Below are 26,358 nucleotides of genomic sequence, written 5' to 3'. Positions count from 1 at the left end.
CGAATTCCTCTTCTGGGTCATGGATCGAACCAACACTGCGGCCATCATTCCTTGACGACTCCCGGCCGGCCCAGCCGGGATTGCCGTGACCTCCCCCCAGGCCCTCACTGCAGGTGCTGCGCCGGCGTGGGTGGCCGCCGGCGCGATGGAGTGGCTTACCAGCCGAAGCCGGCACCGACGCCAACCGAGCTGTCGTCGCTGCTGAAAGCACCGCCGAAGGTCACCGTGGCGCGATCGCTGATCGCACGCTGGTAGCCCAGCGACAACGCCGACTCGCCGCCCTGGAAACCAATGCCGACGCCGACCCGGTTCTGGGTGCGGATACCGGCGGCACTGGTGGCCATGTTGAGCATCGCCGCGCTCATCGCACCCTGGCGGTCGATGCGGCGATCCATGTGGCGCAGGCGTCCGTCGATCTCGCCCTTGAACACATCGAAGCTGTCGGCGACGGCCTGGACGCGGCTGTCGGTGTAGCTGTTGGCCGTGGCCATGCCACGGTCGAGCTGGCCCTTGTTGACCGCATCGGTGGCCGTGGTACCCGCCGCCACATTGGTGACCTGGCGCTCGTTGCCTTCACTGCCCACCGAGACCGTGTTGGCACGATCGGCAACCGAGCCCTGGCCCAGCGCCACGGCATTTGCCGCAGTGGCATTGGCGCCCTGGCCGATGGCCGTGGACGAAGCGCCACTGGCGACGGCGCCCTCGCCCATGGCGACGGCATTGAAGCCCGTCGCGGGAGTGCCAACCGGAATCCCGGCACCGGCGGCAGCAGCGGTCGGCGTGCCCTGCACACGCGCGGTGCTGGCCGGTGCCGCGTCGGCCGTTGCAGGTGCATCAGCGGTGCTTGCCAGCGGGCTCTCATCCAGCGAGGCACTCATCGCGCGCAGGTTGGCAGTCCCGGCACGCGAGCCACCGGCGGTTCTGCGGTCGATCTCGCTGACCTTGCGGTCCAGCGCGCCGAGCGCATCGCCGACGTTGCTGTAGGTGGCGCCCTGGATCACGTAGTTCGGGGCCACGAACACCCCCTGCATGCCGACGCTGGCACCACCGCCGAGGAAGCTGGCGGCATCGCTGAGCGACTGGAACAGCTGGCCGCCGTTGATCGCCTGGCGACTGCCCGCAGCGATGCTGCCGGCACCGACGTTGTCGATGGTGGTGCCCTGGAAGCCGGACAGGGTCAGGCGGTCACGGCTGGCGTCGTCGTAGCCGACCGCGCTGGCCGCGGTGGTTTCCACGGTGGCGATGCGCGAATCGAAATCGCCCACGCGCGTTTCCACCGCACCCACCCGCTGGTTGGTGACGTTGAGCTGGGAGCCGGTGATGGCATCGCTGCTGCCGGCGGCGATGCGGCCATCGGCCACATTGACGATGCGGCGCGTGGCCGGACCCTCGGTGCCGTTGCCACCGCCGACCGACACCACGTTGGCATCGAGCGCACGCGAACCTGCGCCCAGTGCCACCGAGTTGGCACCGGATGCGCCGGCGCTGGTACCCAGCGCAAGTGCACCATTGCCGATCGCCATCGCATTGGCACCCAGTGCATTGCTGCGTGCGCCGCTGGCGCTGGCCGCCGAACCGATCGCGGCGGCATCACTGCCGCTGGCGCTGGCGATACCTGCGCCGGTGGCCTTGACGTAACGCGCCGTGCCATCAGCGGTTGCGGCGACCGCATCAAGCTGGCCGCGATTGACCGCATCGGTGCGCTCGGTACCGGCGGCGACGCGGGTGATCTGACGATCACTGGTGCTGCTGCCCACCGACACGGTGTTGGCACGGTCGGCCACCGAGCCTGCGCCCAGTGCGATGCTGCCGGCCGCCGACGCGTTGGCACTGACACCCACCGCAGTGGCATTGGCGCCGGTGGCCTTGCTGCCGTAACCCACTGCAGTGCCAAGGCGACCACTGGCTTCGGCATAGCTGCCCAGCGCCGAAGCGCCGTCGGCCGAAGCATTGGCGCGGAAACCACTGGCCTGCGACTGGGTGCCGCTGGCCGTGGCCTGCGCGCCGCTGGCAGTGCTGTAAGCGCCCTTGGCCTGGGCGCCGGCGCCGGTAGCACTGGCGCCGAGTTCGCTGGCGCTGGCGCCACTGCCCACGGCTACGCTGTCGACACCAGCAGCCTGCGCCGCGTTGCCGAGCGCCGCCGCATTGTTGCCGGTGGCGAGCGCATCGAAGCCCACGGCCGTGGCATTGCCGGCCATGGCATTGGCACCACTGCCCAGCGCGGTGGCGCCGTTGCCGATGGCGTTGGCCGCGTTGCCGGCGGCCAGTGCGTTGTCACCGTCCACCAGGGCACCGGCCTCGCCATCGGCATTGCCGCTGGCCTGGAACTGCCGGCTGGTCTTGTCGGCGACGCTGGCGACTGCATCCAACTGGCCTTTGTTCACCGCATCGGTGGCTTCGGTACCGCCTGCGACATGGGTGACCTGGCGCTCACCGCCCGCCTTGCCGACGGCCACAGTGTTGTCACGGTCGGCCTTGGATCCGGCGCCGAGCGCGACGCTGTTGTTGCCATTGGCGGTGGCGTTGGCACCCAGCGCGGTGGCGCTGCTGCCCGCCGCCCACGAATTCCAGCCGATCGCCGTGGCGTAGTCTTCGGTGGCCCACGCGCCCGCACCGAATGCCGCGGCACCGGTGCCACTGGCACGCGACGGGATCAGGCCGAAGAAGGTGCTGCCACCGATCGCCACGCTTTCTTCGCCACTGGCTTCGCTGGACTGACCGACCGCTACTGCACCGGTACCGGCGGCGGCGGCACCGAAGCCGACCGCCGTGGTGTTGGCGCCACTGGCCGCCGAACCGTAGCCCAGTGCCGTGCCGAGCCGACCGCTGGCTTCGGCATAACCGCCGACAGCGGTAGTGCCATCGGCGGACGCGGCGCTGCGGAAGCCGCTGGCCAATGCCTGGGTGCCGCTGGCATTGGCTTCGGCGCCGCTGGCGGTGCTGTACGCACCACTGGCCTGCGCACGCGCACCGGTGGCTGTGGCGCCCAGTTCACTGGCGCTGGCGCCGGTACCGAGCGCCAGGCTGTCTTCGCCGGTGGCCTGTGCCGTGCTGCCCAGGGCAGCCGCGTTGCTACCGGTGGCCAGCGCATCGATGCCCACGGCGGTGGCGTTGGCGGCCAGCGCATTGGCACCACTGCCAAGCGCGGTGGCACCGTTGCCGATCGCATTGGCCGCGTCACCGGCCGCCAGCGCGTTGTCACCCTCGACCAGCGCCCCGGTTTCGCCATCGGCATTGCCACTGGCCTGGAACTGCCGGCTGGTCTTTTCCGCTGCCGCGGCTACGGCATCGAGCTGATTCCTGTTGACCGCATCATTGCCCTGGATGCCGTCGGCCACATTGGTGATCTGGCGGGTATTGCCACCGCCGCCCACCGATACGGTGTTGTCACGGTCGGCAATCGAGTCCGCACCCAGCGCCACGCTGTTGGCACCACGCGATTCGGCGGCGTTGCCCAGTGCGGTGCTGTTGATGCCCCCCGACCAGGCGCCACCACCCACCGCAGTGGAGTAGTTGCCCGATGCCTCGGTGGCCAGCAGACCGAACAGCGAGCCGCCAACGGCGACACTGTTGGTGCCGGTGGCCAGGCTGCCCTGGCCGGTGGCGGTGCTGTAGGCGCCGGACGCTTCCGAGTCGCCACCCACTGCCACGCTGTTGGAGCCGGAGGCGTTGGCGAAGTTGCCGAACGCGGTGGCATTGAACGCCGAGGCCTGCGCGTAGCCACCGATGGCGGTGCTGTAACCGCCGCTGGCTTCGGCACCGATACCGAAGGCCGCCGACGCCGTACCACTGGCTACGCTCTCGCTACCGACAGCGGTGGCCGCGTCACCACTGGCATTGCTGAAGTAGCCCACGGCCACGGCCTCTTCGCCGGACGCTTCGGACAGCACGCCATTGGCAGTGCTACCGGCGCCGCTGGCGATGCTGGCCGCACCGAACGCCGCGCTCTGCTCGCCGCTGGCTTCGCTTTCCGCGCCATGCGCGGTGGCGTACTCGCCCGTGGCCTGTGCGTTGGCACCAACAGCGCTGGCGTTGGCTGCGGTCGCCAACGCATTGAAGCCCAGCGCCTGTGCGTTGCTGGCCAGCGCGTTGGCGCCGCTACCCAGTGCGGTGGCGCCATTGCCGATGGCGTTGGCGGCATCACCGGCCGCCAGTGCGTTGTCACCTTCCACCAGCGCACCGGCTACGTCATCACCGTTGCCGCTGGCCTGGAAGAAGCGGCTGGTGGTGGTGGCCGTGGTCGCCACCGCATCCAGCTGCGCCTTGTTCACCGCATCGGTGGCCTGGGTGCCGGCGGCGACGTTGGTGACCTGGCGTTCGTTGCCGGCGCTGCCCACCGACACCGTGCGCGCTCGGTTGGCGACCGAACCGGCACCCAGCGCGACCGTATTGCTGGCGCTGGCATTGCTGCCCGCACCCAGCGCGATCGCGCTTTCACCACCGGCTACCGTGTTGGTGCCGATGGCGATGCTGTTGATGCTGTTGCCCAGCGCCTGGAAGCCCAGCGCCACGCTGTTGTCGCCATAGCCGAAGGCACCACGGCCGACCGCTGTGGAGCTGGCGCCGTTGGCCCAGCTGTTGTAACCGATGGACGTTGCGCCGCTGCCACTGGCCCAGGCCGCGTTGCCGAACGCCGAGGCATTGGTGGCAGTGGCCCATGCACCCGAACCGAATGCTGCTGCGCCACTGGCAGTCGCCCAGCTGTAACCGCCTACTGCAGTGCTGTCATCGCTGCTGGCGAATGCGCTGTCGCCGACCGCAACCGCATAGCTGCCGGTGGCGCGCGACTTGCCGCCTGCGGCGAAGCTGTTGTCACCACTGGCCTTGGCCGCGTTGCCGAAGGCGCTGCTGGCAGCCCCGGTGGCCTGCGCGCCGCTGCCGACTGCGGTGGCATCGGCAACAGCGGTGGTGCCCACCTGCTGCGCCGTGCCATCGGCACCGATGATCGGCTGGTTGAACTCGTCGTAGGCCTGGCCGAGGCCACCGATGGCGACACCGCCATTACCGGTGGCCGCGCTGTTGCGGCCCACGGCCACGCTGTCATCGCCGATGGCCGACGCGGCAGCACCATGTGCAATGGCACCTGCGCCGATCGCATTGCTCGACGAACCCACAGCGATGGAGCCTTCGCCATCAGCCAGTGCGCCAGCATCACTGCCCGCCTCCGGCTGTGCCTGGAAGAAACGCGCGGTGGTGTCGGCAGTGCTGGCCACGGCGTCGAGCTGGGCTTTGTTCACCGCATCGGTGGCTTCGCTGCCTGCAGCAACACTGGTGATCTGCCGCTCGTTGCCGGCGCTGCCGACGGCCACGCTGTTGGCGCGCACCGCTTCGGAATTCGCGCCGAGTGCCACACTGTTCGCGCCGCGTGCGGTGGCGTAGTAACCCACGGCCGTGCTCTGCGCACCGCTCGCCCAGGTCTGCGCGCCGAGGGCACTGGCGTTCTCGCCCGGTGCATAGGCGAAGTAGCCGACCGCGGTCGCTTCGGCGCCGGAGGCTTCGCTGAGGCTGCCGTTGGCCACGGCACGGTCGCCACTGGCGATGGCACCGGCACCGACGGCGGTGGCGGCTTCGCCACTGGCCTGGGTCTGCACGAAGAAGCCCAGGCCGGGGATCAGGTCAGCCGGACCACCGATGGCGACGCTGCTGGTGCCCGTCGCGTTGCTCTGCGTACCCAGCGCGGTGGAATAATCGCCGATGGCATTGGCCACGGCGCCGAAGGCCGACGCCTGCGCACCGGCCGCATAGGCGCCGACGCCGTAGGACGACGCCGCAAAACCACTGGCTTCGGCACTGGCGCCGACCGCAGTGCCGCCGACGCCTGCGCTGGTTGCGCCGGTTTCCACCGGCACGCCGCCGCTGGTGATCAGCGGGTTGCCGTCGGCATCCACCGCAGCGCCACCCACGGCAACGCTGCCCGGACCGTTGGCCTGCGCGTTGTTGCCGAACGCGGCACTGTTCTGGCCCGAGGCCAGCGCGTTGTTGCCAACGGCAGTGGCGTTCTGCGCGACGGCGGTGGCGCCGGCACCGACTGCAGTGGTGCCGTTGCCGATGGCATTGGCGGCCTCGCCGGCCGCCAGCGCCTCGTCGCCCTCGGCCAGTGCACCGGCATCGCTGTTGCTGCTGCCATTGGCCTGGAAGCGCTTGGCGGTGGAATCGGCCACGGCGGCGACGTCCTTCAGCTGACCGACATTGACTGCATCGTTGTCTTCGGTGCCTGCGGCCACGCTGGTGATCTGCCGGGTCAGCCCGTATTCGGCGGCACCAACGGACACGGTATCGACGCGGTCGGCCAGCGAGCCCGCGCCGAGCGCCACGCTGCCGGTGGCAACCGCAGCGGAATTCGAGCCCAGCGCGGTGCTGTATTCACCAACGGCGGTGCTGAATGCACCCACCGCAATCGACGCTTCGTTGGCGGCGGTAGCGCCGCGGCCCAATGCGGTGCTGCCCGGGCCCATCGCCACGGCACCGCCGCCCACAGCCGTGGCGCCATCGGCAGTCGCTTCGGACAGCGCACCCAGTGCGGTGGCCGCGCCGTTCTCGCTGGCGGCGGTCGCGCTTGCGCCAACCGCGGTGTCGCCAAGACCGAAGGCCGCAGCGCTCTGCCCGACCACCACGCTGGCATCGCCGATTGCCAAGGCGCCCTGGCCGAACGCGCTTGCGCCCAGGCCCGCGGCAATGGCCTGGGTACCGATGGCAGTGGTGGCATTGGCCAGCGACTGCGCGCCGGCACCGGCCGCGACTGCGCCCTGCCCGTCGATCTTCGCCGCGTCGCTGTCATCGCCTGCGCCATCGGCCTTGAAATAGCGGTTGCCATCTGCGGCAACGTCGGCCAGCGCAGCCTGGGTGGCGCGCCTGCGCGTCCAACTGCGCCTTGTTCACCGCATCGGTCGCCTGGGTGCCCGCCGCAACGTTGGCGATCTGCCGTTCCTTGCCGGCATCGCCGACGGACACGGTGTTGGCCCGCGTGGCCTTGGAGCCAGCGCCCAGCGCAACGCTGTTGGCGGCACTGGCATTGCTGTTGCTGCCGATCGCCACCGCGTTGCTGCCCTTGGCCGTGGCCGAGCCTTCGATCAGGCACTTTTCGAGCAGCTTGCCGCTGAATGCAACGCAGGTGGCGCTGCCGCCGATCTGCACCGACTGTGCTGCGGCGCTGCCGCTCATGCCCAACCCCATTGCCAGGCCCAGTGCCACTGCCAACAGTGCGGGCGTGGCCTGTGTCGCATCGCGGCGCTGGTCGACGACCCCGCCGCCGCTGTCGGAGGAGGCCAGTTCCGAGGCCACCACCAACTGACCCAATGCTTTGTTCCAGACCTTGCGATAAATCCGATTCATCGGTACGGCTCCTGATTGGACTGGTTTTGGGCAAAGCAACGCCACCGCTGGGCTTTCCGGCCCAACGTCCCCTGGGGGCGTTTATTCGCGTGATTTACTGCGGGGTATTGCCGAACGGCGCGCAGCGACAGAAAACCGAGCGCGTGCGCCAAGCGGTTACTGCGAAATGAATGATTCTGAAACGGGGCTCAAGTGTTAACGGCAACTTTGCAGATCGTCAAGACTTTGACACAGCAAATCCTATTGCCGTGAAGCACATCACTATTTCACGTGTTTATGAAAGTATTTTGTTATACATGCGTGACGATTCCTCGACGCATGAAAATGCATGTAACTAGCGGTCGCGACTGGAGTTTCAAGCGCGCAAAGAAAAACCCGCCGATCAACGGCGGGTTTTTCCATACGCGATGGCATTGAGGCCTGCGCGATGCAGTGCGATCAGCCGCACCACACCCGCGCGTTGCGGAACATGCGCATCCACGGCGAGTCACCCTGCCACTCGGTCGGAGCCCAGCTCAGGTTGAGCGCGCGGGGTGCGTTCCGGGTGCGGCATCATGATGGTGACGCGGCCGTCACTGCTGGTCAGGCCGGTGATGCCGTCCGGCGAACCGTTCGGGTTCAGCGGGTACTGGCTGGCGACGTTGCCATTGCCGTCGATGTAGCGCAGCGAGACGCGTGCGGCGGCCTGGTCAACGGCGTTGTCGAACACCGCCTGGCCTTCACCATGCGCCACCGCCACCTGCAGGCGTGATCCGGCCATGCCACGCAGCAGGATCGACGGCGATTCCACCACCTCCAGCAGCGCGGTACGGGCTTCGAACTGCTCGCTGGCGTTGCGGCGGAACTGCGGCCAGTGCTCGGCCCCCGGAATGATGCCCTTCAGCTGGCTCATCATCTGGCAGCCATTGCACACGCCCAGCGCGAAGCTGTCCTCGCGCGCGAAGAATGCGGCGAAGGCATCACGCAGCGCACTGCGCTCCAGGATCGAGGTGGCCCAGCCACGGCCGGCACCGAGCACGTCGCCGTAGCTGAAGCCACCACAGGCGACCAGGCCGGTGAAGTCCTGCAGGGCCACGCGGCCTTCGATCAGGTCGCTCATATGCACGTCGAACGCGCGGAAGCCGGCACGTTCGAAGGCGTTGGCCATTTCAATCTGGCCGTTCACGCCCTGCTCGCGCAGCACGGCCACGCGCGGGCGCGCACCGGTGCTGATGAACGGCGCCGCCACGTCTTCGTTGAGGTCGAAGCTGAGCTTGGGCTTCAGGCCCGGCGCCGTGAAGGAACGCGCAATCTCGCGCTCGGCGTCGGCGTTGGCCGGGTTGTCGCGGCGCTTCTGCATCGCGTGGGTGACCGACCACCAGGCGTCGAACAGCGCGTCCCAGCGCCACTCGGCCAGGTTCTCGCCGCCCAGCGACACGCGCACCACCGGCGCGGTGGTCGGCTTGGCGATGCGCTGTGCGCATTCGGTCAGTGCGTGGCGTTCGACCAGATCGGCGAACGCAGCACGGTCTTCGCGCGATCTGCACCACCGCACCCAGTTCTTCATTGAACAGGCTGCGGAACGGATCATCGCCCCAGGCATCGAGGGTGATGTCCAGGCCCAGGCGCGAGGTGAAGGCCATTTCGCACAGCGCAGCGAAGGCACCGCCGTCGCTGCGGTCGTGGTAGGCCAGCAGCAGCCCGGACTGGCGCGCATCGCGGATCAGTTCGAAGAAGCCACGCAGGCGCTGCGGGTCGTCCAGGTCCGGAGCGGCACCGGCGAAAGCCGGCAGTTCGCCGTGGTCGGCATGCACCTGGGCCAGGATCGAACCGCCCAGGCGCTGCTTGCCGGCGCCCAGGCCGATCAGCCACAGCTCGCTTTCCACGTCGCGGTCGAGCAGCGGCGTCAGCTGCTGGCGCACGTCGGCCACCGGCGCAAACGCCGAGATCACCAGTGACACCGGCGACACGCTCTTGTGCGCTTCGCCCTGGTCGTGCCACTGCGCCTGCATCGACAGCGAGTCCTTGCCCACCGGGATGCTGATGTCCAGCTGCGGGCACAGTTCCATGCCCACCGCCTTCACTGCGTCGTACAGCAGCGCGTCTTCGCCCGGGTGGCCGGCCGCGGCCATCCAGTTCGCCGACAGCTTGATCTCATCCAGCGCATCGACCGGGGCCGCGCACAGGTTGGTCAACGCTTCGCCCACCGCCATGCGTGCCGAAGCAGCGGCGTCGAGCAGGGCCAGCGGGGTGCGCTCGCCGATCGACATCGCTTCACCGGACACGCCTTCGAAGTCGGCCAGGGTGATCGCCACGTCGGCCACCGGCAGCTGCCACGGGCCGACCATCTGTTCGCGTGCGGTCAGGCCACCGACGCTGCGGTCACCGATGGTGACCAGGAAATTCTTTGACGCCACCGTCGGGTGCGCGAGCACGCGAAGGCCGGCTTCCTGCAGGTCCAGGCCGCCGGTCTTCAGCGCCGGCCAGCGCGGGGCCGACGGATGCGCGGTGTCGCGGTGCATCTTCGGCGGCTTGCCGAACAGCACATCCATCGGCAGGTCGATCGGCGCATCGGCCGGGGTGTGGCCCGGCACCGCACCGTAGGCCACCACCAGGTGTTCCTCGGCAGTCGCCACGCCAACCGCGGCGAACGGGCAGCGCTCGCGGGCACACAGTGCGGCGAACTCGGCCAGGCGCTCCTGGGCCACGCCCAGCACGTAGCGTTCCTGCGACTCGTTGCACCACAGCTGCATCGGCGACAGCGACGGATCATCGGTGGGCACCTTGCCCAGGTCGATGACACCGCCGACCTTGGAGTCGTGCAGCAGTTCGGGGATGGCATTGGACAGGCCACCGGCACCAACGTCGTGGAAGAATTTGATCGGGTTGTTGGCGCCCATCGCCACGCAGCGGTCGATGACCTCCTGGCAGCGGCGTTCCATTTCCGGGTTGTCGCGCTGCACGCTGGCGAAGTCCAGGTCCTCGGCGCTCTCGCCGGAGGCCACCGAACTGGCGGCACCGCCGCCCAGGCCGATCAGCATCGCCGGACCGCCGAGCACAATGACCGCATCACCGGCCTGCAGCTGGATCTTGTCGACCTGCACGCGGTCGATCGCGCCGAGGCCACCGGCCAGCATGATCGGCTTGTCGTACGCGCGCACCAGATCGGCGCCTTCCGGCAGCTCGAAGCTGCGGAAGTAGCCGAGCAGGTTCGGGCGGCCGAACTCGTTGTTGAACGCAGCGCCGCCAAGCGGGCCGTCGGTCATGATTTCCAGCGCCGGTGCCATGCGCGGGTTCAGCGCGCGCGGCGCTTCCCACGGCTGCGGCAGCTCCGGAATGCGCAGGTGCGAGACCGAGAACCCGGACAGGCCCGCCTTCGGCTTGCCGCCGCGGCCGGTCGCGCCTTCGTCGCGGATCTCGCCACCGTTGCCGGTCGAGGCACCCGGGAACGGCGCGATCGCGGTCGGATGGTTATGCGTTTCCACCTTGATCTGGAACGCGCTGGGCACCTGCGGCTCGCGGCGGTATTCGCCGCTGGCCGGATCCGGGCGGTAACGCGACGCCGGATGGCCTTCGATCACCGCGGCGTTGTCGCTGTACGCGCTGAGCGTGTGCTGCGGGGTCTGCTGGTGGGTGTTCTTGATCATCCGGAACAGCGAGCGGTCCTGCTCCTGGCCGTCGATGGTCCAGCTGGCGTTGAAGATCTTGTGCCGGCAGTGCTCGGAGTTGGCCTGCGCGAACATCATCAGCTCGACGTCGGACGGCGCGCGGCCGAGCGCGGTGAAGCGTTCGCGCAGGTAGTCGATCTCGTCCTGGGCCATGGCCAGGCCGAGGCGCTGGTTGGCAGCCTCCAGCTGGTCCACCGGCACGCGTTCCAGTTCACCGCGGGCCGGCGCCGAGAACAGCGCCTGGCCCTGTTCCACGGTCTCCAGCACCGACTGCGTCATCGGGTCGTGCAGCGCCTTGACCAGCGCCTGCTGGGCGGCGGCATCGGCCGGCCACCCCTGCACGTCGATGCGCAGGCCACGCTCGACCCGGCTGACCGGCTGCCCGGCACCACGGACCAGTTCGGTGGCCTTGCTCGACCACGGCGACAGCGTGCCCAGGCGCGGCACCACGATGCGGCTGACCGCGCCGTCGGCCACGGCCTCGGCCTGCGGCGCGGCTTCGAGGATGCGGCACAGGGTGGTCAGGTCGGGGGCGGCGCTGCCTTCGGGCTGCACGAAGTAGACGTGCCAGGCACCGCTGATACGCAGGGAGGGAGCGATGGACTGCAGGCGGGATTCAAGACGTTCGCGGCGGAACGGCGACAGGGCGGGCGCGCCCTCGAGGACCATCATGTCCGGGGAACCGTAGTTGGGAAACGGGCCCGACATTGTACCGGAAGCGGGGGAAGGGCTTTGGCCGGGCGGCGCCCGGCACCCGCCGAGGCCAAGGCAACGGCAACTGCCAAAGCAAAAGCGGGGTTCCCGTGGGATGGCGGGGTGGGTCCGGTTGCGGGGGACGCCGTGAATCCGTCCATGGAGGCTCGATCGCCGCATCCATGCGGCTCACGCCCCCGCAACCGGACCCACCCCGCCTTCGACAGATTTCCGAGATCTGCAGTAGATCCACGCCATGCGTGGATGCTCCCCGGTAATGCCGGCCGCTGGCCGGCAACCAGGGAAATCTCAGAAGTCAGGCATTGAAGAGCGAAGCGATCGGCTTCTGCTTTTGATTTTTTGTTCTGTCTTCCGTGGCTGGCCGCGCAGGAACCTGTCCGTGGCCGGGCGGGTGGGCTGCGCAGGGGCGTAAGCGCCATGGATGGCGCGCCCGAGCCTCCAGGGATGGATTCACGGCGTCCCCTGCGCAGCCCACCCGCACGGCCACCCCCCAGAAATCCGCTGTTCGCGGAAAGCCCCAGCCACGAGGGGGCTCCGCCGATGGCCGCCGACCGCGCACCAGCGCCGCTCTCCGCCAAATCCCCGAACCATGCACTCGCTCACGGATTGACCACACGATTGATGACAACGTTGTCCCTACCTGGTGCCGGACTCTCTCCCCGGCCTCCCAGGTACCTCCGTCCGCCCCCTCCGTCGCCTTCCCGGGCGACGCCCGGACCTGCGTCACGCGCGGCGCCATCGGGGCCCGCGCGCCCTTTGATCGGAGACTTACCCATGTACGACCCGATTGTGCGCAGTGCCGAACGTTCGACCCGAAGCTGTCGTCCCCGCCGCCTGGCCTGGCTGCTTGCCCTGGCCGCCGGTACCGCCGCCCTGCCCGGCCTGGCGCAGGCCGCCAGCTGTGCCGGCGTGGCCCAGTGGGACCAGGCCAAGATCTACCGGGCCGGCGATACCCTGCAGAAAGGAGGCGTCCTCTATCGGGCGAACCAGGACATCTGGAACGCGCCGCCGGACCATCCGGCCGGTGCGCCCTACTACACCAACCTCGGTGCCTGCGATGGCAGCGGCAGCAACCAGCCGCCGGTGGTCAGCCTGACCTCGCCGGCCAACGGCGCCACCTTCAGCGCCGGCAGCACGGTCAACGTGACCGCCAACGCCAGTGATCCGGACGGCAGCGTCGCCAAGGTCGAGTTCTTCCGCGATGGCAGCACGCTGGGCGTGGCCACCAGTGCGCCGTACGCGGCCAGCTGGGCCAATGCCAGCGCCGGCAGCCACACCCTGCGTGCAGTCGCGACCGACAACAACAACGCCACCACCAGCACCGCGACCATCACCATCACCGTCAATGCCGCCGGTGGCGATACCACCGCACCGAGCGTGCCGGGCGGGCTGGCGGTCGGCACCCGCACCGCCAACAGCATCGCGCTCAGCTGGAGCCCGTCCACCGACAACACCGGTGGCAGCGGCGTGGCCGGCTACGACGTGTACCGCAACGGCAGCCTGGTCGGTTCACCGTCCAGCGCCAGCTACATCGATGGCGGGCTGACTGCCTCCACCACCTACCGCTACCGGGTTCGTGCCCGCGACAACGCCGGCAACGCCTCGGCCCAGGGCACCGAGATCAGCGCCACTACGCTGGCCGGCGACGGCGGCACCACCGGCAAGCGGGTGATCGGTTACTTCACCCAGTGGGGCATCTACGGCCGCAATTACCGGGTCAAGAACATCGACAGCAGTGGCTCGGCCGCACGCCTGACCCACATCAACTACGCGTTCGGCAACGTGCGCAACAACCGTTGCGAAGTGGGCATCACCCAGCCGTCGGATCCGAACAGCGGTGCCGGTGGCGATGCCTTCGCCGACTACACCAAGGCCTTCAGTGCCGCCGAGAGCGTCAGCGGCAGTGCCGATACTTGGGACCAGCCGTTGCGTGGCAACTGGAACCAGCTCAAGCAGCTCAAGGCCAAGTACCCGGGCATGAAGGTGCTGATCTCGCTGGGTGGCTGGACCTGGTCGCGTGGTTTCTCCAGCGCGGCGCGCCCGGAAAACCGCCAGGCCTTCGTCGCCTCGTGCATCGACGCCTACATCAAGGGCAACCTGCCGGTGACCGACGGTGCCGGTGGCGCCGGTGCCGCACTGGGTGTGTTCGACGGCATCGACGTCGACTGGGAATACCCGGTGGCGTGTGGCATCGAATGCGGCAAGCCGGAGGACAACGCCAACTTCACCGCGCTGATGGCCGAGTTCCGCCGCCAGCTCGATGCGGTGCGTCCGGGCCTGCTGCTGACGGTGGCGGTGGGTGCCGGCATCGACAAGATCCGCGTCACCGATCCGGCCGCGTACCACCCGTACCTGGACTACATCAACGTGATGACCTACGACTTCCACGGCGCGTGGGATGCGAAGACCAATCACCAGTCGGCGCTGTTCGATTCGCCGAATGATCCGTCCACCGGCGACCAGAAGCTCTACAACAGCAACGACGCCATCGAGGCCTTCATCAGCCGTGGCGTGCCTGCCGCCAAGCTCAACCTGGGCATCGGCTACTACGGGCGTGGCTGGACCGGTGTGGCCAACGCCAACAACGGCCTGTACCAGACCGCGACCGGCGCTGCCCCGGGCACGTATGAAGCCGGCATCGAGGACTGGAAGGTGCTGAAGAACCTGGCGTGGCCGAGCTACACCGACAACACCGCCGGTGCCACCTGGATCTACAACGGCAGCACGCTGTGGAGCTTCGACACCCCGGCCAACATCACCCGCAAGATGGGTTACGTGAAGACCCAGGGCCTGGGCGGCGCGTTCGTCTGGGAGTTCAGTGGTGACGATGCACAGGGCACGCTGACCAAGGCGGTCAGTGATGGCCTGAAGTAAGAAAAAAGCCGGGGATGCGGCACGCATCCCCGGCCTCCCACCTGTAGAGGTCGGCGGCGATCAGCGCTTGGCCGACAGCTTTTCCAGCGCCGCACGCAGCTGCGCCGGCGGCAGGTAACCGCCCAGCTGGGTGCCATCCGGCGCGAAGATCGCCGGCGTGCCGTTCACGCCCAACTGCTGGCCCAGCGCGTACTGCATCGCCACCGGGTTGGTGCAGTTCTTGGCCGGCACACTGCCACCGCGCTTGGCGTTGGTCAGGGCCTGGCGGCGATCCGCTGCACACCAGACCGAAATCATGTCGGTGTAGTCCTTGCTGCCCAGGCCCATGCGCGGGAATGCCAGGTACTCGACCGAGATGCCGTTGCGGTTGAGCTCCGCGATGTCCTGATGCAGCTTGCGGCAGTAGCCGCACTCGATGTCGGTGAACACGCTGATGGTGTACTTGGCGTTGGGCGCAGCGAATACGATGCGGTCGCCGTGGTTGGCCTTGGCCAGCAGATCGCGGCGGTAGCCGAGCAGGCCTTCGCTGTTGGCCGGGCCCTTGGCACGCGTGTCGTAGGGCTGCGACTGGAACAGGTAGCGGCCATCGTCGGACACGTACAGCAACTGGCCGGAGACCACGACCTCGCGGAAGCCGGGGAACGGCGCAGCGCCGATGTAGTCCACCTGGAAGCCGGGATTCAGGGCGGTCAGCACGGCGCGTACGGCCTGGTCGGCCGAAGCGTTGGCGGCCGGGACGGCCTTGGCCGCGGCCGCGGCGGGTGCCTTGGCGGCCGGCGGAGCCGGCTGGGCGCAGGCGGTCAGGCTGAGCGCACCGAACACGGCGGCGATGGCAAATCGGAGCATGGAGCGGTCCGCGACAGAAGAAGACCCCGGATTCTGACACAGCCGCCGCTACCGGGCCGCGACACCGCCCACCGTCCGAGGCCGGGGTTCAGGCCGCTGCTCAGCCGCGCGGATGGTGGCGCGCGTGCAGCTTCTGCAGGTGTTCGCGGGCCACCAGGGTGTAGATCTGGGTGGTCGACAGCGAGCTGTGGCCGAGCAGCATCTGCAGCGCGCAGGTCGGCGCCGCGGTTGAGCAGATGCGTGGCGAAGCTGTGGCGCAGGCCATGCGGGCTGATCCGCACCGGATCGATACCGGCCACCTGCGCGTGGCGCTTGACCAGATGCCAGAACGCCTGGCGGGTCAGCGCATGCAGCGTCGGCTCGACAAACAATGGGGTCTGCCCATCGGCCAGCGCCTGCACCTTGCCCTTGCCGACCAGCTGCGGGCGCGACGCCTGCAGATAGCGCTCCAGCCAGTGCTGCGATTCCTCGCCCAGCGGCACCAGCCGCTCCTTGCTGCCCTTGCCCGTGACCCTCAGCACGCCCTGGCGCAGGTTGACTGCCGTGGCCGGTAGCAGCACCAGCTCGCTCACGCGCAGGCCGGCCGCATACATCAGCTCCAGCATGGCACGGTCGCGCAGGCCCAGCGGACTGTCGATGTCCGGCGCCGCCAGCAGTGCGTCGATCTGGCTTTCGGCCAACGCCTTCGGCAACAGCCGCGGCAGCTTCGGCGGGTCCAGCAGGGCACTGGGGTCCTCGCTGCGTTCACCACGGCGCACGCCATCGGCGAAGAACGCGCGCAGCGCCGACAGCAGGCGCGCATTGCTGCGCGGTGACCAGCCATGCCGGGTGCGCCAGGCCAGGTAATCGAACAACCCCGGGCGCTCGATGCCGGCCAGGCCACCGTCGCGTCCATCCATCCAGCGCGCCAGCCCTTCCAGGTCGCGCCGGTAGCTGTCGAGGGTGGCGCGGGCCAGGCCGTTCTCGGCCCAGATCGCATCGAGGAAGCGCTGGATGCGCGCTGTCGTCGGCGCGCAGCTCGGGCAGTTGCTGCACCAGCTGGCGGCGTTCGGCGGGGGTGGAAACAAGGGCCATGGGTGCAGGATACGAGGGCCACTGCGGACGCGGCCAGCTTTGCGTATGCTCGGCGCATGTCCCGCCCCGCCACCGACACGGCCCCTGCGGCCGCTACCGAAATGCCCCGCCCACGTGCCTTGTTGGCCTGGCGCGTGCTGGCGATGGTCTACGACGCACTGCCGGTGCTGGCGCTGTGGATGCTGGCCGGCACGCTGTTCACCCTCGCCTACACCTTCAGCGGCCACGCGCAGCGCGAGAACATCGCACCGTTCAGTGCCTGGCAATGGCTGCTGTGGGCGGTGTGCTGGGGAATCACGGGGTGGTACGCCACGGCCAGCTGGCGCCGTGGCGGACAGACGCTGGGCATGCGACCGTGGCGGCTGAAACTGCAATCGAGCGATGGCACGCCGCTGCGGCGCGGCCAACTGTGGCTGCGCTTCGCGGTGGGCTCACTGTCGCTGCTGCTGGGTGGACTGGGGTTCTGGTGGGCATGGGTCGACCGCGACCGCCTGACCTGGCACGACCGCGCCAGCGGCACCCGCCTGATGCGCATGCCGAAGCGGTGATGCACCACGTGTAGAGCCGAGCATGGGCTCGGCTCCACACGATCAACGCAGCGATCAGCCAGCAGGTGCCGGATCCGGCAGGATCACCGCCGGCTGCGTCCAGAGGTCGAAAAAGGCGGACGCAAACGCATTGGCCTGCACATCGTCAGCCGCCGGCGACTGTCCGCTCAACTGCGCACGGGTCTTCACGAACTCCTGCCACAGTTTCAGGCTGGCCTTCTTCAGGCGCTTCTGCTCGCCTGCATCGGTTGCGGCAAGGTACTGCGCGTACAGCTCGCGCATCGGTTTGCCCTGGGCCTCATAGGCCGCCGGAAGCGGCGGCAGCTGGGCGGCAGTGAAAGCCACCGATGCTGCCGGCGGCCGGTAGCCATCCGGCCCGAAAGCCTCCTTCAGCTCGTCCCCGGCATCCAGGTATTCGAAGAAGCCAGGCACGTTGTAGAGCTTGGTCCGGTAGTCGGACGAGGTATCCGGGCTGCTGGAGACCACCGTGTCAGGCAGTTCGCCCTTCAGTCCTGCGTCCCAACGGCGCGGAATGAAGAAGCCGGTCGCCTTCACGTAGGGACCCTCGATCTCCACATCGTTCAGTTCGATCTTCGACGCCAGGTTGCCGGTATTGGTTTTGCTGGTGACGTACTGCTCGGTGACGATCACGTACTCGGCCATGGCCGGGTTGATCAGCCCGCCGATCCCGTCGGCGTAGACAACCATGCGTACGCTGCCGATCTTCTCGCTCTGCAGCCGGTACTGGCCCGGCTCCAGGACCAGGGGCATGGAGGTGTGCGGCGGCAGGGTATGCACCTGCTGGTCGACCGACAAGGTCAGCGGTGCATCCGTCGGGTTGTCGATCTCGAAGTCGACGGTGGACCGGCTGCAGCCGGCAGAAAGCAGCACGGCCGCGATGTACGGCAGAAAGCGTTGGAAGCTCATGTTCGTCCTTGAAGTGAAACGGAAACAGCCGGGCCTTGCCCGGCTCCCTGGGAATCAACCTGATTTGCGCCGGAACAGCAATCCGGACACTGCCAGCATCACGATCGGTGGCAGCGCATAGGCAATGCGGTAATCGAACTTCAGCGCGCCGGCCATGCGCCCGAAGAACAGCTGCAGCAGCCAGAAGCCCAGCGCGAACAGGATGCCCAGGAACAGGCGCTTGCCCATGCCGCCGCTGCGCAGCGAGCCGAACGCGAACGGCACCGCCGCCAGGCACAGCGCCAGCACGTTCAACGGGTAGAACCAGCGGCTCCAGTACACGTCCTCGAAGTCACGCGCGTCCAGCCCGTTGCGCTGCCGGTAGGTGATGCTGGTGCTCAGTTCGGCGAGGCTGAGGTTGCGCGGCTTGGCGATGCCGGTGGCCAATGCGGCCGCATCCAGCTTCGAATTCCACGGTTCGCGCGCGATTTCCTGGCGGGTCGCCGAGCGCTCGCCGAAGGTATCGCGACGTACCCCTGTCAGCACCCAGCCATCCTTGTCATGCTCGGCGGTGTCGGCATGGGTCAATGAGGCGATGCCCCCGTTCTCGGCGATGCGGTACAGGCGCACGTCTCGCAGGATCAGGCGCGTGCCCTTGTCGCCGACCAGCTGCTCCTCGCCGCTCTGCGCGTTGAGGAAGGTATCGCCCTCGCGTGCCCACAGGCCCGAGTAGCGGCTGGTGGCGATATCCCGCCCCCACTTGGCGCTGGACTTCAACGCATCGGCGCGGTCCTGGCCCCAGGGGCCCAGGGTCTCCGCGCTGAACACCATCACCGCGGTCAGCAGCGACAGCGCGATCGCCACCGAAACGCTCAGGCGCTTGCGCGACAGGCCCAGCGCTCGCAGCGCGGTCAGCTCCGAGGTCGCCGCCAGCTGGCCCAGGCCCATCAGTGCACCGATCACCGCGGCGGTGGGGAACATGGTGTAGGCGCGGCGTGGCACCGTGTACAGCACCCAGGCGGCGGCATGGCCCAGCGTGTAGCCATTCTTGCCGATGTCCTTGAACTCGCCGGAGAACGCCATCACCACGTCCAGGCCGACCAGCACGGCCCAGGTCAGCAGCACCGTGGTGAACACCGACCGGCCCAGGTACAGGTCGAAACGCATCGGGCGCAGCCTCATGCGCGGGCTCCCTTCGGGCGGCCCAGGCGGCCATCACGTGCATACATCCAGATTGCCAGCGCCAGCAACGGCAGGGTCAACCACCACAGGCCGAGCGCTGGGGGGATCTTGCCGTTGGCGATCCAGCCGCTGCCGATGAACATCAGATTGGTACCGACCATGTAGGCCATCAGCGCCAGCATCATGCGGCCGTAGCGCTGCTGGCGCGGCGAGCTGCGGCCCAGCGGCACGGTCAGCAGGGCGAACGCCAGCGCGATCAGCGGCGGCGCCAGGCGGCGGTGCAGCTGCGCCTGCGCCTGCGGACGCTCATCGCCGATCAGCTGCAGGGTCGGCATCAGTTCCGGGTCATCCTCGGTGCGGGTCTGCGCGCCATCGGGCAGGGCCACGTCATTGCGGGCGAAGGTCGCCAGGCGGTAGTCCAGGCCACCGGCCACCGGCCCTTCCACCTGGTGGCCGTCATCCAGCTCCAGGAAGCGCTGGCGGGTACCTTCGAAGAACATGCGGCCGCCATTGGCCGACACCACCTCCAGGCGGTCATCCTTCTGGCGCTGCAGGAACACCTTGCCCAGCTGGGTGCCATCGGGCGAGATCGAGGACAGGTAGACCACGCCGCCGTTGGGCAGGGGGGTGAAGCGGCCCGGCTCCAGACCGGCCATCAGCACGCTGCGGTTGGCCTCGATGATCATCTGCTCGGCCACCCGGCCGGCCCACGGGCCCAGCCACAGCGAGCAGGCGCCCACCAGGGCCACCACCGGCACCACCAGCATCAGCAGTGGCCGCAGCAGTCGCTTGGGGCCGACACCAATGGCGGTGATCACTGCCATTTCCGAGTCGCGGTACAGGCGCGCGATGGCCAGCAGCAGGCCCAGCATCAGCGCCAGCGGCAGGATCAGCGGCAGGTAGGCGATGAACTGCAGGCCCAGCTGCGAGAACAGCAGCTTGGCCGGCAGGCGCCCGTCGGCGATGTTGCCGAGGATGTCCACCAGCACGCCGCCCACGCTGACCACCAGCAGGACGATCAGGGTAGCCAGGAAACTCTGGACGAAATCGCCCAGCAGGTATCGGTCGAGCTTCAGCATGGGGCGGTGGTTTAAACTCTGGGGTTCGTTCGCGGTGCCGCCCAGTCTACTGTCTGGGCGTAAACGGCCTGCGATTGTACGGACTCGCCAATGGAATCTGCTCAATGGCCCTCGAATTCACCCTGAACCACGTTGCTCCGGCCGCCGCCACCGTCGATTGCCTGGTGGTTGGCGCGTATGCCGACCATACCCTGACCCCGGCCGCACAGACCCTGGACGCCGCCAGCGGTGGCCGCCTGGCCGCCCTGGCCCAGCGCGGCGACCTGTCCGGCAAGACCGGCGCCACCACCCTGCTGCATGACCTGCCGGGCGTGACCGCCCCGCGCGTGCTGGTGGTCGGCCTCGGCGAAGTCGCCCGTTTCGGCGTGCCGCAGTACCTGAAGGCCGTCGGCGACGCCGTGCGCGCGCTGAAGGCCGGTGCTGCCCGCAGCGCACTGTTCACCCTGTCCGAAGTGGCGGTGAAGGACCGCGACGCGGCTTGGGCGATCCGCCAGGCGGTGATCGCCGCCGATCATGCCGCGTACCGCTACACCGCCACCCTGGGCAAGAAGAAGGCCGACGACGCCGGCCTGGCCCAGCTGGCCATCGCCGGTGACGACGCGCAGGCCCTGGCCCAGGGCCAGGCCATCGCCGCCGGTGTCGAGTTCGCCCGCGAGCTGGGCAACCTGCCGCCGAACTACTGCACCCCGGCCCATCTGGCCGAGGTCGGCGTGAAGTTCGCCGGCGAGCACGACGGTGCCGAAGCCGAGATCCTCGACGAGCACCAGATGGAAGCGCTGGGCATGGGCTCGCTGCTGGCCGTGGCCCGTGGTTCGGCCAACCGCCCGCGCCTGGTCGTACTGAAGTGGAACAATGGCGGCGACGCCAAGCCGTACGTGCTGGTCGGCAAGGGCATCACCTTCGATACCGGTGGCGTCAACCTGAAGACCCAGGGCGGCATCGAAGAGATGAAGTACGACATGTGCGGTGGCGCCAACGTCATCGGCACCTTCGTCGCTGCGGTCAAGGCCAAGCTGCCGCTGAACCTGGTGGTGGTGGTGCCGGCGGTGGAAAACGCCATCGATGGCAACGCCTACCGCCCGTCCGACGTGATCACCTCGATGTCGGGCAAGACCATCGAAGTGGGCAACACCGACGCCGAAGGCCGCCTGATCCTGTGCGACGCGCTGACCTACGCGCAGCGCTTCGAGCCGGCCGCGCTGGTCGACGTCGCCACCCTGACCGGTGCCTGCATGGTCGCCCTCGGCCACCAGACCGCCGGCCTGATGAGCAAGCACGACGACCTGGCCAACGAGCTGCTGGCCGCCGGCGAGCAGGTGTTCGACCGCGCCTGGCGCCTGCCGCTGTGGGACGAGTACCAGCCGATGCTGGATTCGACCTTCGCCGACGTCTACAACATCGGCGGCCGCTGGGCCGGCGCGATCACCGCTGGCTGCTTCCTGTCGCGCTTCGCCGAAGGCCAGCGCTGGGCCCACCTGGACATCGCCGGCGTGGCCAGCGATGAAGGCAAGCGTGGCATGGCCACCGGCCGCCCGGTCGGCCTGCTGAGCCAGTGGCTGCTGGACCAGGCCGCCCGCGCCTGATGCCGTACCCGACCCTGGCCGGCGCCCGCCGGCCAGGGCCTCGCCCGGCACTGCCGGGCCCCTGCCTGACCCGGACCCTGCCATGCCCCGCGCCGACTTCTACCTGATCGCCAAGCCCCGCTTCCTGACCGAGCCGTTGCGCCTGGTCTGCGAGCTGGCGCGCAAGGCCAACGACGCCGGGTTGTTCACCCTGGTGCTGGCCCGCGACCAGGCCCAGGCCGAGGAGCTGGACGAACTGCTGTGGGCGTTCGACAACGATGCCTACATCCCGCACCAGATCGCCGGCGAGGACATGGACGAGGAAGAAGCCCTGGTGCTGATCGCCGTGCCGGGCACCGAGGCACCGGCGCGCCCGCTGGTGATCAACCTGCGCGATGAACCCTGGCTGGGCGAGTGCGAGCGCGTGCTGGAAGTGGTTCCGGCCGACCCGGAAGCGCGCGAACCGCTGCGCGAACGCTGGCGCCAGTACAAGACCGCCGGTTACGACCTGAACAAGCACGACATGTAAGTCCAGCGAGGACCCCTTGATGCGCCTGTTGATCGCCCTGATTCTTCCCTGGCTGTCCTTCTTCACCATCGGCCGGCCGTTTGCCGGCATTGTCTGCCTGATCCTGCAGATCACCCTGATCGGCTGGCTGCCCGCCGCCATCTGGGCCGCCTACGCGGTCAGCCAGTACCACACCGACCAGAAGATCCGGCGCGCCCTCGGGCCGCGCTGATCTCCCTTCCGCCTTGATTACCGGTTCCCCCGCATGACCCAACTCGCCTCCAGTTACGACCCGAAGTCCTTCGAGACCGACCTCTACGAGGCCTGGGAGAAGGCCGGCCACTTCAAGCCGTCCGGCACGGGCGAGCCTTACACCATCCTGCTGCCGCCGCCGAACGTGACCGGCACCCTGCACATGGGCCACGCCTTCCAGCAGACCCTGATGGACGCGCTGGTGCGCTACCACCGCATGCGTGGCTACGACACGCTGTGGCAGGTCGGTACCGATCATGCCGGCATCGCCACCGAAATGGTGGTCAGCCGCAACCTGGCGCTGGAAGGCAAGGGCGAGACCCGCGATTCGCTGGGCCGCGAAGGCTTCATCGGCAAGGTCTGGGAGTGGAAGCAGCAGTCCGGCGACACCATCGAACGCCAGATGCGCCGCCTCGGCACCTCCGCCGACTGGTCGCGCAGCACCTTCACCATGGACCCGCAGCCGTCGGCGGCGGTCAACGAGGCCTTCGTGCGCTGGTACGAGCAGGGCCTGATCTACCGCGGCCAGCGCCTGGTCAACTGGGACCCGGTGCTGAAGACCGCCATTTCCGACCTGGAGGTGGAGAGCGCCGAGGAAGACGGCTTCCTGTGGTCGATCGCCTACACGCTGGATGAGGGCCTGAGCTACGAACACGTCGAGCGCGATGCCGACGGCGTGGAAACCCTGCGCGAAACCCGCGACTACCTGGTCGTCGCCACCACCCGCCCGGAAACCCTGCTGGGCGATACCGCGGTGATGGTGCACCCGGAAGACGAGCGCTATGCACATCTGATCGGCAAGAGCGTGGTGCTGCCGCTGACCGGCCGCCGCGTCCCGGTGATCGCCGACGACTACGTGGACCGTGCCTTCGGCACCGGCGTGGTCAAGGTCACCCCGGCGCACGATTTCAACGACTATGAAGTGGGCGTGCGCCACAGCCTGCCGATGATCAACCTGTTCACCCCGGTGGCGGCGCTGAACGAGAACGCGCCGGAGCGTTTCCAGGGTCTGGACCGCTACGCCGCGCGCAAGGCCGTGCTGGCCGAGCTGGAAGACCTGGGCATCCTGGTCGAGACCAAGGCGCACAAGCTGCAGGTGCCGCGCGGCGACCGTACCGGCCAGGTGATCGAGCCGTACCTGACCGACCAGTGGTTCGTGAAGATGGACGACCTGGCCAAGCGCGGCCTGGAACTGGTCGAGGATGGAAGCATTTCCTTCGTGCCGCCGAACTGGATCAACACCTACCGCCACTGGATGAACAACATCCAGGACTGGTGCATCAGCCGCCAGCTGTGGTGGGGCCACCGCATTCCGGCGTGGTTCGACGAAGCCACCGGCAGCTGCTACGTCGGTCGCAGCGAAGAGGAAGTGCGGGCGAAGCACAACCTGGGCAGCGACGTGGTGCTGAACCAGGAAAGCGACGTGCTGGAGACCTGGTTCTCCTCGCAGCTATGGCCGTTCTCCACCCTGGGCTGGCCCAACGAGCAGGCCATGGCCGAGCGCGGCTTCGACCGCTACCTGCCGTCGTCGGTGCTGATCACTGGCTTCGACATCATCTTCTTCTGGGTGGCGCGCATGATCATGGCCACCGACAACCTGGTCGGGAAGATCCCGTTCAAGGACGTCTACTTCACCGGCCTGATCCGCGACGGCCAGGGCCAGAAGATGTCCAAGAGCAAGGGCAACGTGCTCGATCCGCTGGACATCATCGACGGCATCACCATCGACGATCTGGTCGCCAAGCGCACCGGCGGCCTGATGCAGCCGAAGATGGTGGAGAAGATCGAGAAGGCCACCCGCAAGGAATTCCCGGACGGCATTGCTGCCCACGGTGCCGATGCGCTGCGCTTCACCATCGCCGCGCTGGCCACCCACGGCCGCGACATCAAGTTCGACATGAACCGCGCCGAGGGCTACAAGAACTTCTGCAACAAGCTGTGGAACGCCAGCCGCTTCACCCTGATGAACACCGAGGGTGCAACGTTCACCGGCGTGCCGACGCCGCGCACCGATGCCGAGCGCTGGATCCTTGCGCGCCTGGCGGCGGTGTCCACCGAGGCGCAGGGCCACTACGCCAACTACCGCTTCGACCTGCTGGCGCAGTGCCTGTACGAGTTCGCCTGGAACGAGTTCTGCGACTGGTTCCTGGAGCTGAGCAAGCCGGCACTGAATGGTGCCGATGCCGCCGACGCCGAAAGCACCCGCCACACTCTGCTGTACGTGCTGGAAGCGCTGCTGCGCCTGCTGCACCCGCTCACGCCGTTCATCACCGAACAGCTGTGGCAGCAACTGGCCCCGCGCCTGGGCTTGGCCGAAACCACGCTGTCGCTGCGTCCGTACCCGACCGCCGCCGAGTTCGAAGGCGATTTCGCCCAGGCCGAGGCCGACGTGGAATGGCTGAAGGCCGTGATCAGTGCCGTGCGCCGCGTGCGCAGTGAGCTGAACGTGGCCCCGTCCAAGCTGGTGCCGCTGCGCCTGCAGGCCGGTCTGGAGCAGGACCGCGTGCGCATCGAACGTTTCAGCGCCTCGCTGTCGTTCCTGCTCAAGCTGGACAGCATCCAGTGGCTGGCTGAAGGCGAAAGTGCACCGCCGGCTGCCGCCGCGATTGTCGGTGAGCTGAAGCTGCTGGTGCCGCTGGAAGGCCTGGTTGATCTCGACGCCGAGCGTGCGCGCCTGGACAAGGAGATCAAGCGCGTGGAAGGCGAGCAGGAGAAGAGCGAAACCAAGCTCGCCAAGTTCACCGACAAGGTGCCCCCGGCGGTGGTCGAGCAGGAACGCGTGCGCTTGGTCGACTGGAACACCCAGCTGGCCGGCCTGCGCGAGCAGCGCGCGAAGCTGTAAGTGCAGGGAAACGCCGGGTACTGCCCGGCGTTTCCTTTTGTAGAGTCGAGCCGTGCTCGACTCATGACAGCAGTCGAGCATGGCTCGACTCTACATTTCCCGCGCATGGCATCATCGCTGGATGCCGCTTTCCATCTTCCTGCTGGTTCTCGCCGCTGCCGCGCTGCATGCCAGCTGGAACGCAATCGTCAAGCGCGGGCCGGACAAGTTCCTCGGCACCGTACTGGTGACCGGCAGTGCCGCGCTGCTGTCGGCTGCCGGCCTGCCCTTCCTGCCATTTCCCGCCGCGCACAGCTGGCCGTGGCTGGGCGCGTCGGTGCTGCTGCAGGTGACCTACTACGGCCTGGTCGCACGCTGTTACCAGCAGGTCGACATGAGCCTGGCCTACCCGCTGATGCGTGGCAGCGCGCCGATCCTGGTCGCGCTGGCGGGCACTCTGCTCGGTGAGCAGCTGCCGCCTGCGGCGTGGCTGGGCGTGGTGCTGGTCAGCACCGGCATCCTGTGCATGGCGCTGGGCGCGCGTGGCGGTCAGCTGCGCCTGCCGCTGCTGACCGCGGCGATGATCGCCACCTACACGCTGGTCGATGCGCAGGGCGCGCGTCAGTCCGGCAGCGCACTCAGCTATACGTTGTGGCTGTTCCTGCTGTCGGGCATTCCACTGCCACTGTGGGCGCTGTACACGCGCCGCGGCGCGGTGCTGGACTATGCGCGGCAGCACTGGCCGCTGGGGCTGGCCGGTGGCGTCGGCACCACCACCTCGTATGCGATGGCGTTGTGGGCAATGACCCAGGCGCCGGTGGCGATGGTCTCGGCGTTGCGCGAATCGTCGATCCTGTTCGCGTTGCTGATCTCGGTGTTCCTGCTGCGCGAACGGATTCCGCGCGCGCGCTGGCTGGCGGCGGCGTTGATCGTCGGGGGTGTGTTGGCACTGCGGCTGGCGTGAGGAAAGCGTGCCAACCAAGGCTGGCACCTACCACGGTAGGTGATGTGTC

General features: G+C 68.4%; 12 protein-coding genes and 5 pseudogenes. 7 read left to right on the top strand and 10 right to left on the bottom strand.

What is annotated here, in order from left to right; all coding sequences use genetic code 11:
* Nucleotides 1-155: 155 nt before the first annotated feature.
* The 5 genes and pseudogenes from ACZK2V_RS03295 to purL all read right to left on the bottom strand — a co-directional run bounded on the left by ACZK2V_RS03295 (nt 156) and on the right by purL (nt 11,651).
* Nucleotides 156-6,476, bottom strand: coding sequence for an ESPR-type extended signal peptide-containing protein (locus ACZK2V_RS03295; protein WP_486323302.1), 6,321 nt, complete (start codon nt 6,474-6,476; stop codon nt 156-158).
* A gap of 373 nt (nt 6,477-6,849) precedes the next feature.
* Nucleotides 6,850-7,017 (bottom strand): annotated as a pseudogene (locus ACZK2V_RS03290) (hypothetical protein); the annotation flags it as partial.
* Between the two features lie 18 nt (nt 7,018-7,035).
* Nucleotides 7,036-7,161, bottom strand: a pseudogene (locus tag ACZK2V_RS03285) (hypothetical protein); the annotation flags it as partial.
* A gap of 87 nt (nt 7,162-7,248) precedes the next feature.
* Nucleotides 7,249-7,332 (bottom strand): annotated as a pseudogene (locus ACZK2V_RS03280) (ESPR domain-containing protein); the annotation flags it as partial.
* A gap of 438 nt (nt 7,333-7,770) precedes the next feature.
* Nucleotides 7,771-11,651 (bottom strand): annotated as a pseudogene (gene purL / locus ACZK2V_RS03275) (phosphoribosylformylglycinamidine synthase).
* Between the two features lie 816 nt (nt 11,652-12,467).
* Here purL and ACZK2V_RS03270 point away from each other — a divergent pair.
* The gene (locus ACZK2V_RS03270) at nt 12,468-14,567 is read left to right on the top strand and encodes a glycosyl hydrolase family 18 protein (protein WP_049461831.1); all 2,100 of its coding nucleotides are present in this window, start codon (nt 12,468-12,470) and stop codon (nt 14,565-14,567) included.
* A gap of 60 nt (nt 14,568-14,627) precedes the next feature.
* On the opposite strand, the gene ACZK2V_RS03265 is transcribed toward ACZK2V_RS03270, so the two are convergent.
* Together ACZK2V_RS03265 and xerD are read right to left on the bottom strand one after the other, a co-directional pair.
* Nucleotides 14,628-15,413: a DsbC family protein gene (locus ACZK2V_RS03265; RefSeq protein WP_049461830.1), complete on the bottom strand. Its 786-nt coding sequence runs from the start codon at nt 15,411-15,413 to the stop codon at nt 14,628-14,630.
* A gap of 100 nt (nt 15,414-15,513) precedes the next feature.
* A pseudogene (gene xerD, locus ACZK2V_RS03260) lies at nt 15,514-16,487 on the bottom strand (site-specific tyrosine recombinase XerD).
* Between the two features lie 56 nt (nt 16,488-16,543).
* On the opposite strand from xerD, the gene ACZK2V_RS03255 reads away from it, so the two are divergent.
* A complete protein-coding gene (locus tag ACZK2V_RS03255) occupies nt 16,544-17,035 on the top strand; it encodes an RDD family protein (RefSeq protein WP_049461829.1) in 492 nt (163 codons plus the stop codon).
* Nucleotides 17,036-17,089: 54 nt separating this feature from the next.
* Here ACZK2V_RS03255 and ACZK2V_RS03250 read toward each other — a convergent pair whose 3' ends face one another.
* The 3 genes from ACZK2V_RS03250 to lptF are packed head-to-tail and all read right to left on the bottom strand — an operon-like array spanning nt 17,090 to nt 20,202.
* Nucleotides 17,090-17,962, bottom strand: a complete 873-nt coding sequence (locus tag ACZK2V_RS03250; RefSeq protein ID WP_049461828.1) for a hypothetical protein — start codon at nt 17,960-17,962, stop codon at nt 17,090-17,092.
* A 54-nt stretch (nt 17,963-18,016) separates the two neighbouring features.
* Entirely contained in the window at nt 18,017-19,123 is a 1,107-nt protein-coding gene (lptG, locus tag ACZK2V_RS03245; protein WP_032128009.1) for an LPS export ABC transporter permease LptG, read from the bottom strand.
* Nucleotides 19,120-20,202 (bottom strand): LPS export ABC transporter permease LptF, encoded by a 1,083-nt coding sequence (gene lptF, locus ACZK2V_RS03240; RefSeq protein ID WP_032128008.1) that lies wholly within the window; start codon nt 20,200-20,202, stop codon nt 19,120-19,122. Before lptF ends, lptG begins: the two co-directional genes overlap by 4 nt.
* A gap of 104 nt (nt 20,203-20,306) precedes the next feature.
* On the opposite strand from lptF, the gene ACZK2V_RS03235 reads away from it, so the two are divergent.
* The 5 genes from ACZK2V_RS03235 to ACZK2V_RS03215 all read left to right on the top strand — a co-directional run bounded on the left by ACZK2V_RS03235 (nt 20,307) and on the right by ACZK2V_RS03215 (nt 26,309).
* A complete protein-coding gene (locus ACZK2V_RS03235; RefSeq protein ID WP_049461827.1) occupies nt 20,307-21,785 on the top strand; it encodes a leucyl aminopeptidase in 1,479 nt (492 codons plus the stop codon).
* Nucleotides 21,786-21,867: 82 nt separating this feature from the next.
* Nucleotides 21,868-22,293, top strand: a complete 426-nt coding sequence (locus tag ACZK2V_RS03230; protein ID WP_032128006.1) for a DNA polymerase III subunit chi — start codon at nt 21,868-21,870, stop codon at nt 22,291-22,293.
* Between the two features lie 19 nt (nt 22,294-22,312).
* Nucleotides 22,313-22,504, top strand: coding sequence for a YqaE/Pmp3 family membrane protein (locus ACZK2V_RS03225; protein ID WP_012510005.1), 192 nt, complete (start codon nt 22,313-22,315; stop codon nt 22,502-22,504).
* Nucleotides 22,505-22,537: 33 nt separating this feature from the next.
* Nucleotides 22,538-25,366 carry a valine--tRNA ligase gene (locus ACZK2V_RS03220; RefSeq protein WP_049461826.1) on the top strand — a complete coding sequence of 943 codons (2,829 nt, stop codon included), beginning with the start codon at nt 22,538-22,540 and terminating at the stop codon, nt 25,364-25,366.
* Nucleotides 25,367-25,487: 121 nt separating this feature from the next.
* Nucleotides 25,488-26,309, top strand: coding sequence for an EamA family transporter (locus ACZK2V_RS03215; protein ID WP_049461825.1), 822 nt, complete (start codon nt 25,488-25,490; stop codon nt 26,307-26,309).
* Nucleotides 26,310-26,358: the final 49 nt, after the last annotated feature.

Source organism: Stenotrophomonas sp. 93052_Sma, assembly GCF_056481145.1.
Note: the sequence above shows the minus strand (reverse complement) of the source record. Positions and strands in the feature narration are given on the sequence as shown.

What these genes read in the sequence shown, in the direction of transcription:
- ACZK2V_RS03270 (WP_049461831.1), top strand. Translation starts at nt 12,468, where the DNA reads ATGTACGACCCGATTGTGCGCAGTGCCGAACGTTCGACCCGAAGCTGT.
- ACZK2V_RS03265 (WP_049461830.1), bottom strand. Translation starts at nt 15,413, where the DNA reads ATGCTCCGATTTGCCATCGCCGCCGTGTTCGGTGCGCTCAGCCTGACC.
- ACZK2V_RS03255 (WP_049461829.1), top strand. Translation starts at nt 16,544, where the DNA reads ATGTCCCGCCCCGCCACCGACACGGCCCCTGCGGCCGCTACCGAAATG.
- ACZK2V_RS03250 (WP_049461828.1), bottom strand. Translation starts at nt 17,962, where the DNA reads ATGAGCTTCCAACGCTTTCTGCCGTACATCGCGGCCGTGCTGCTTTCT.
- lptG (WP_032128009.1), bottom strand. Translation starts at nt 19,123, where the DNA reads ATGAGGCTGCGCCCGATGCGTTTCGACCTGTACCTGGGCCGGTCGGTG.
- lptF (WP_032128008.1), bottom strand. Translation starts at nt 20,202, where the DNA reads ATGCTGAAGCTCGACCGATACCTGCTGGGCGATTTCGTCCAGAGTTTC.
- ACZK2V_RS03235 (WP_049461827.1), top strand. Translation starts at nt 20,307, where the DNA reads ATGGCCCTCGAATTCACCCTGAACCACGTTGCTCCGGCCGCCGCCACC.
- ACZK2V_RS03230 (WP_032128006.1), top strand. Translation starts at nt 21,868, where the DNA reads ATGCCCCGCGCCGACTTCTACCTGATCGCCAAGCCCCGCTTCCTGACC.
- ACZK2V_RS03225 (WP_012510005.1), top strand. Translation starts at nt 22,313, where the DNA reads ATGCGCCTGTTGATCGCCCTGATTCTTCCCTGGCTGTCCTTCTTCACC.
- ACZK2V_RS03220 (WP_049461826.1), top strand. Translation starts at nt 22,538, where the DNA reads ATGACCCAACTCGCCTCCAGTTACGACCCGAAGTCCTTCGAGACCGAC.
- ACZK2V_RS03215 (WP_049461825.1), top strand. Translation starts at nt 25,488, where the DNA reads ATGCCGCTTTCCATCTTCCTGCTGGTTCTCGCCGCTGCCGCGCTGCAT.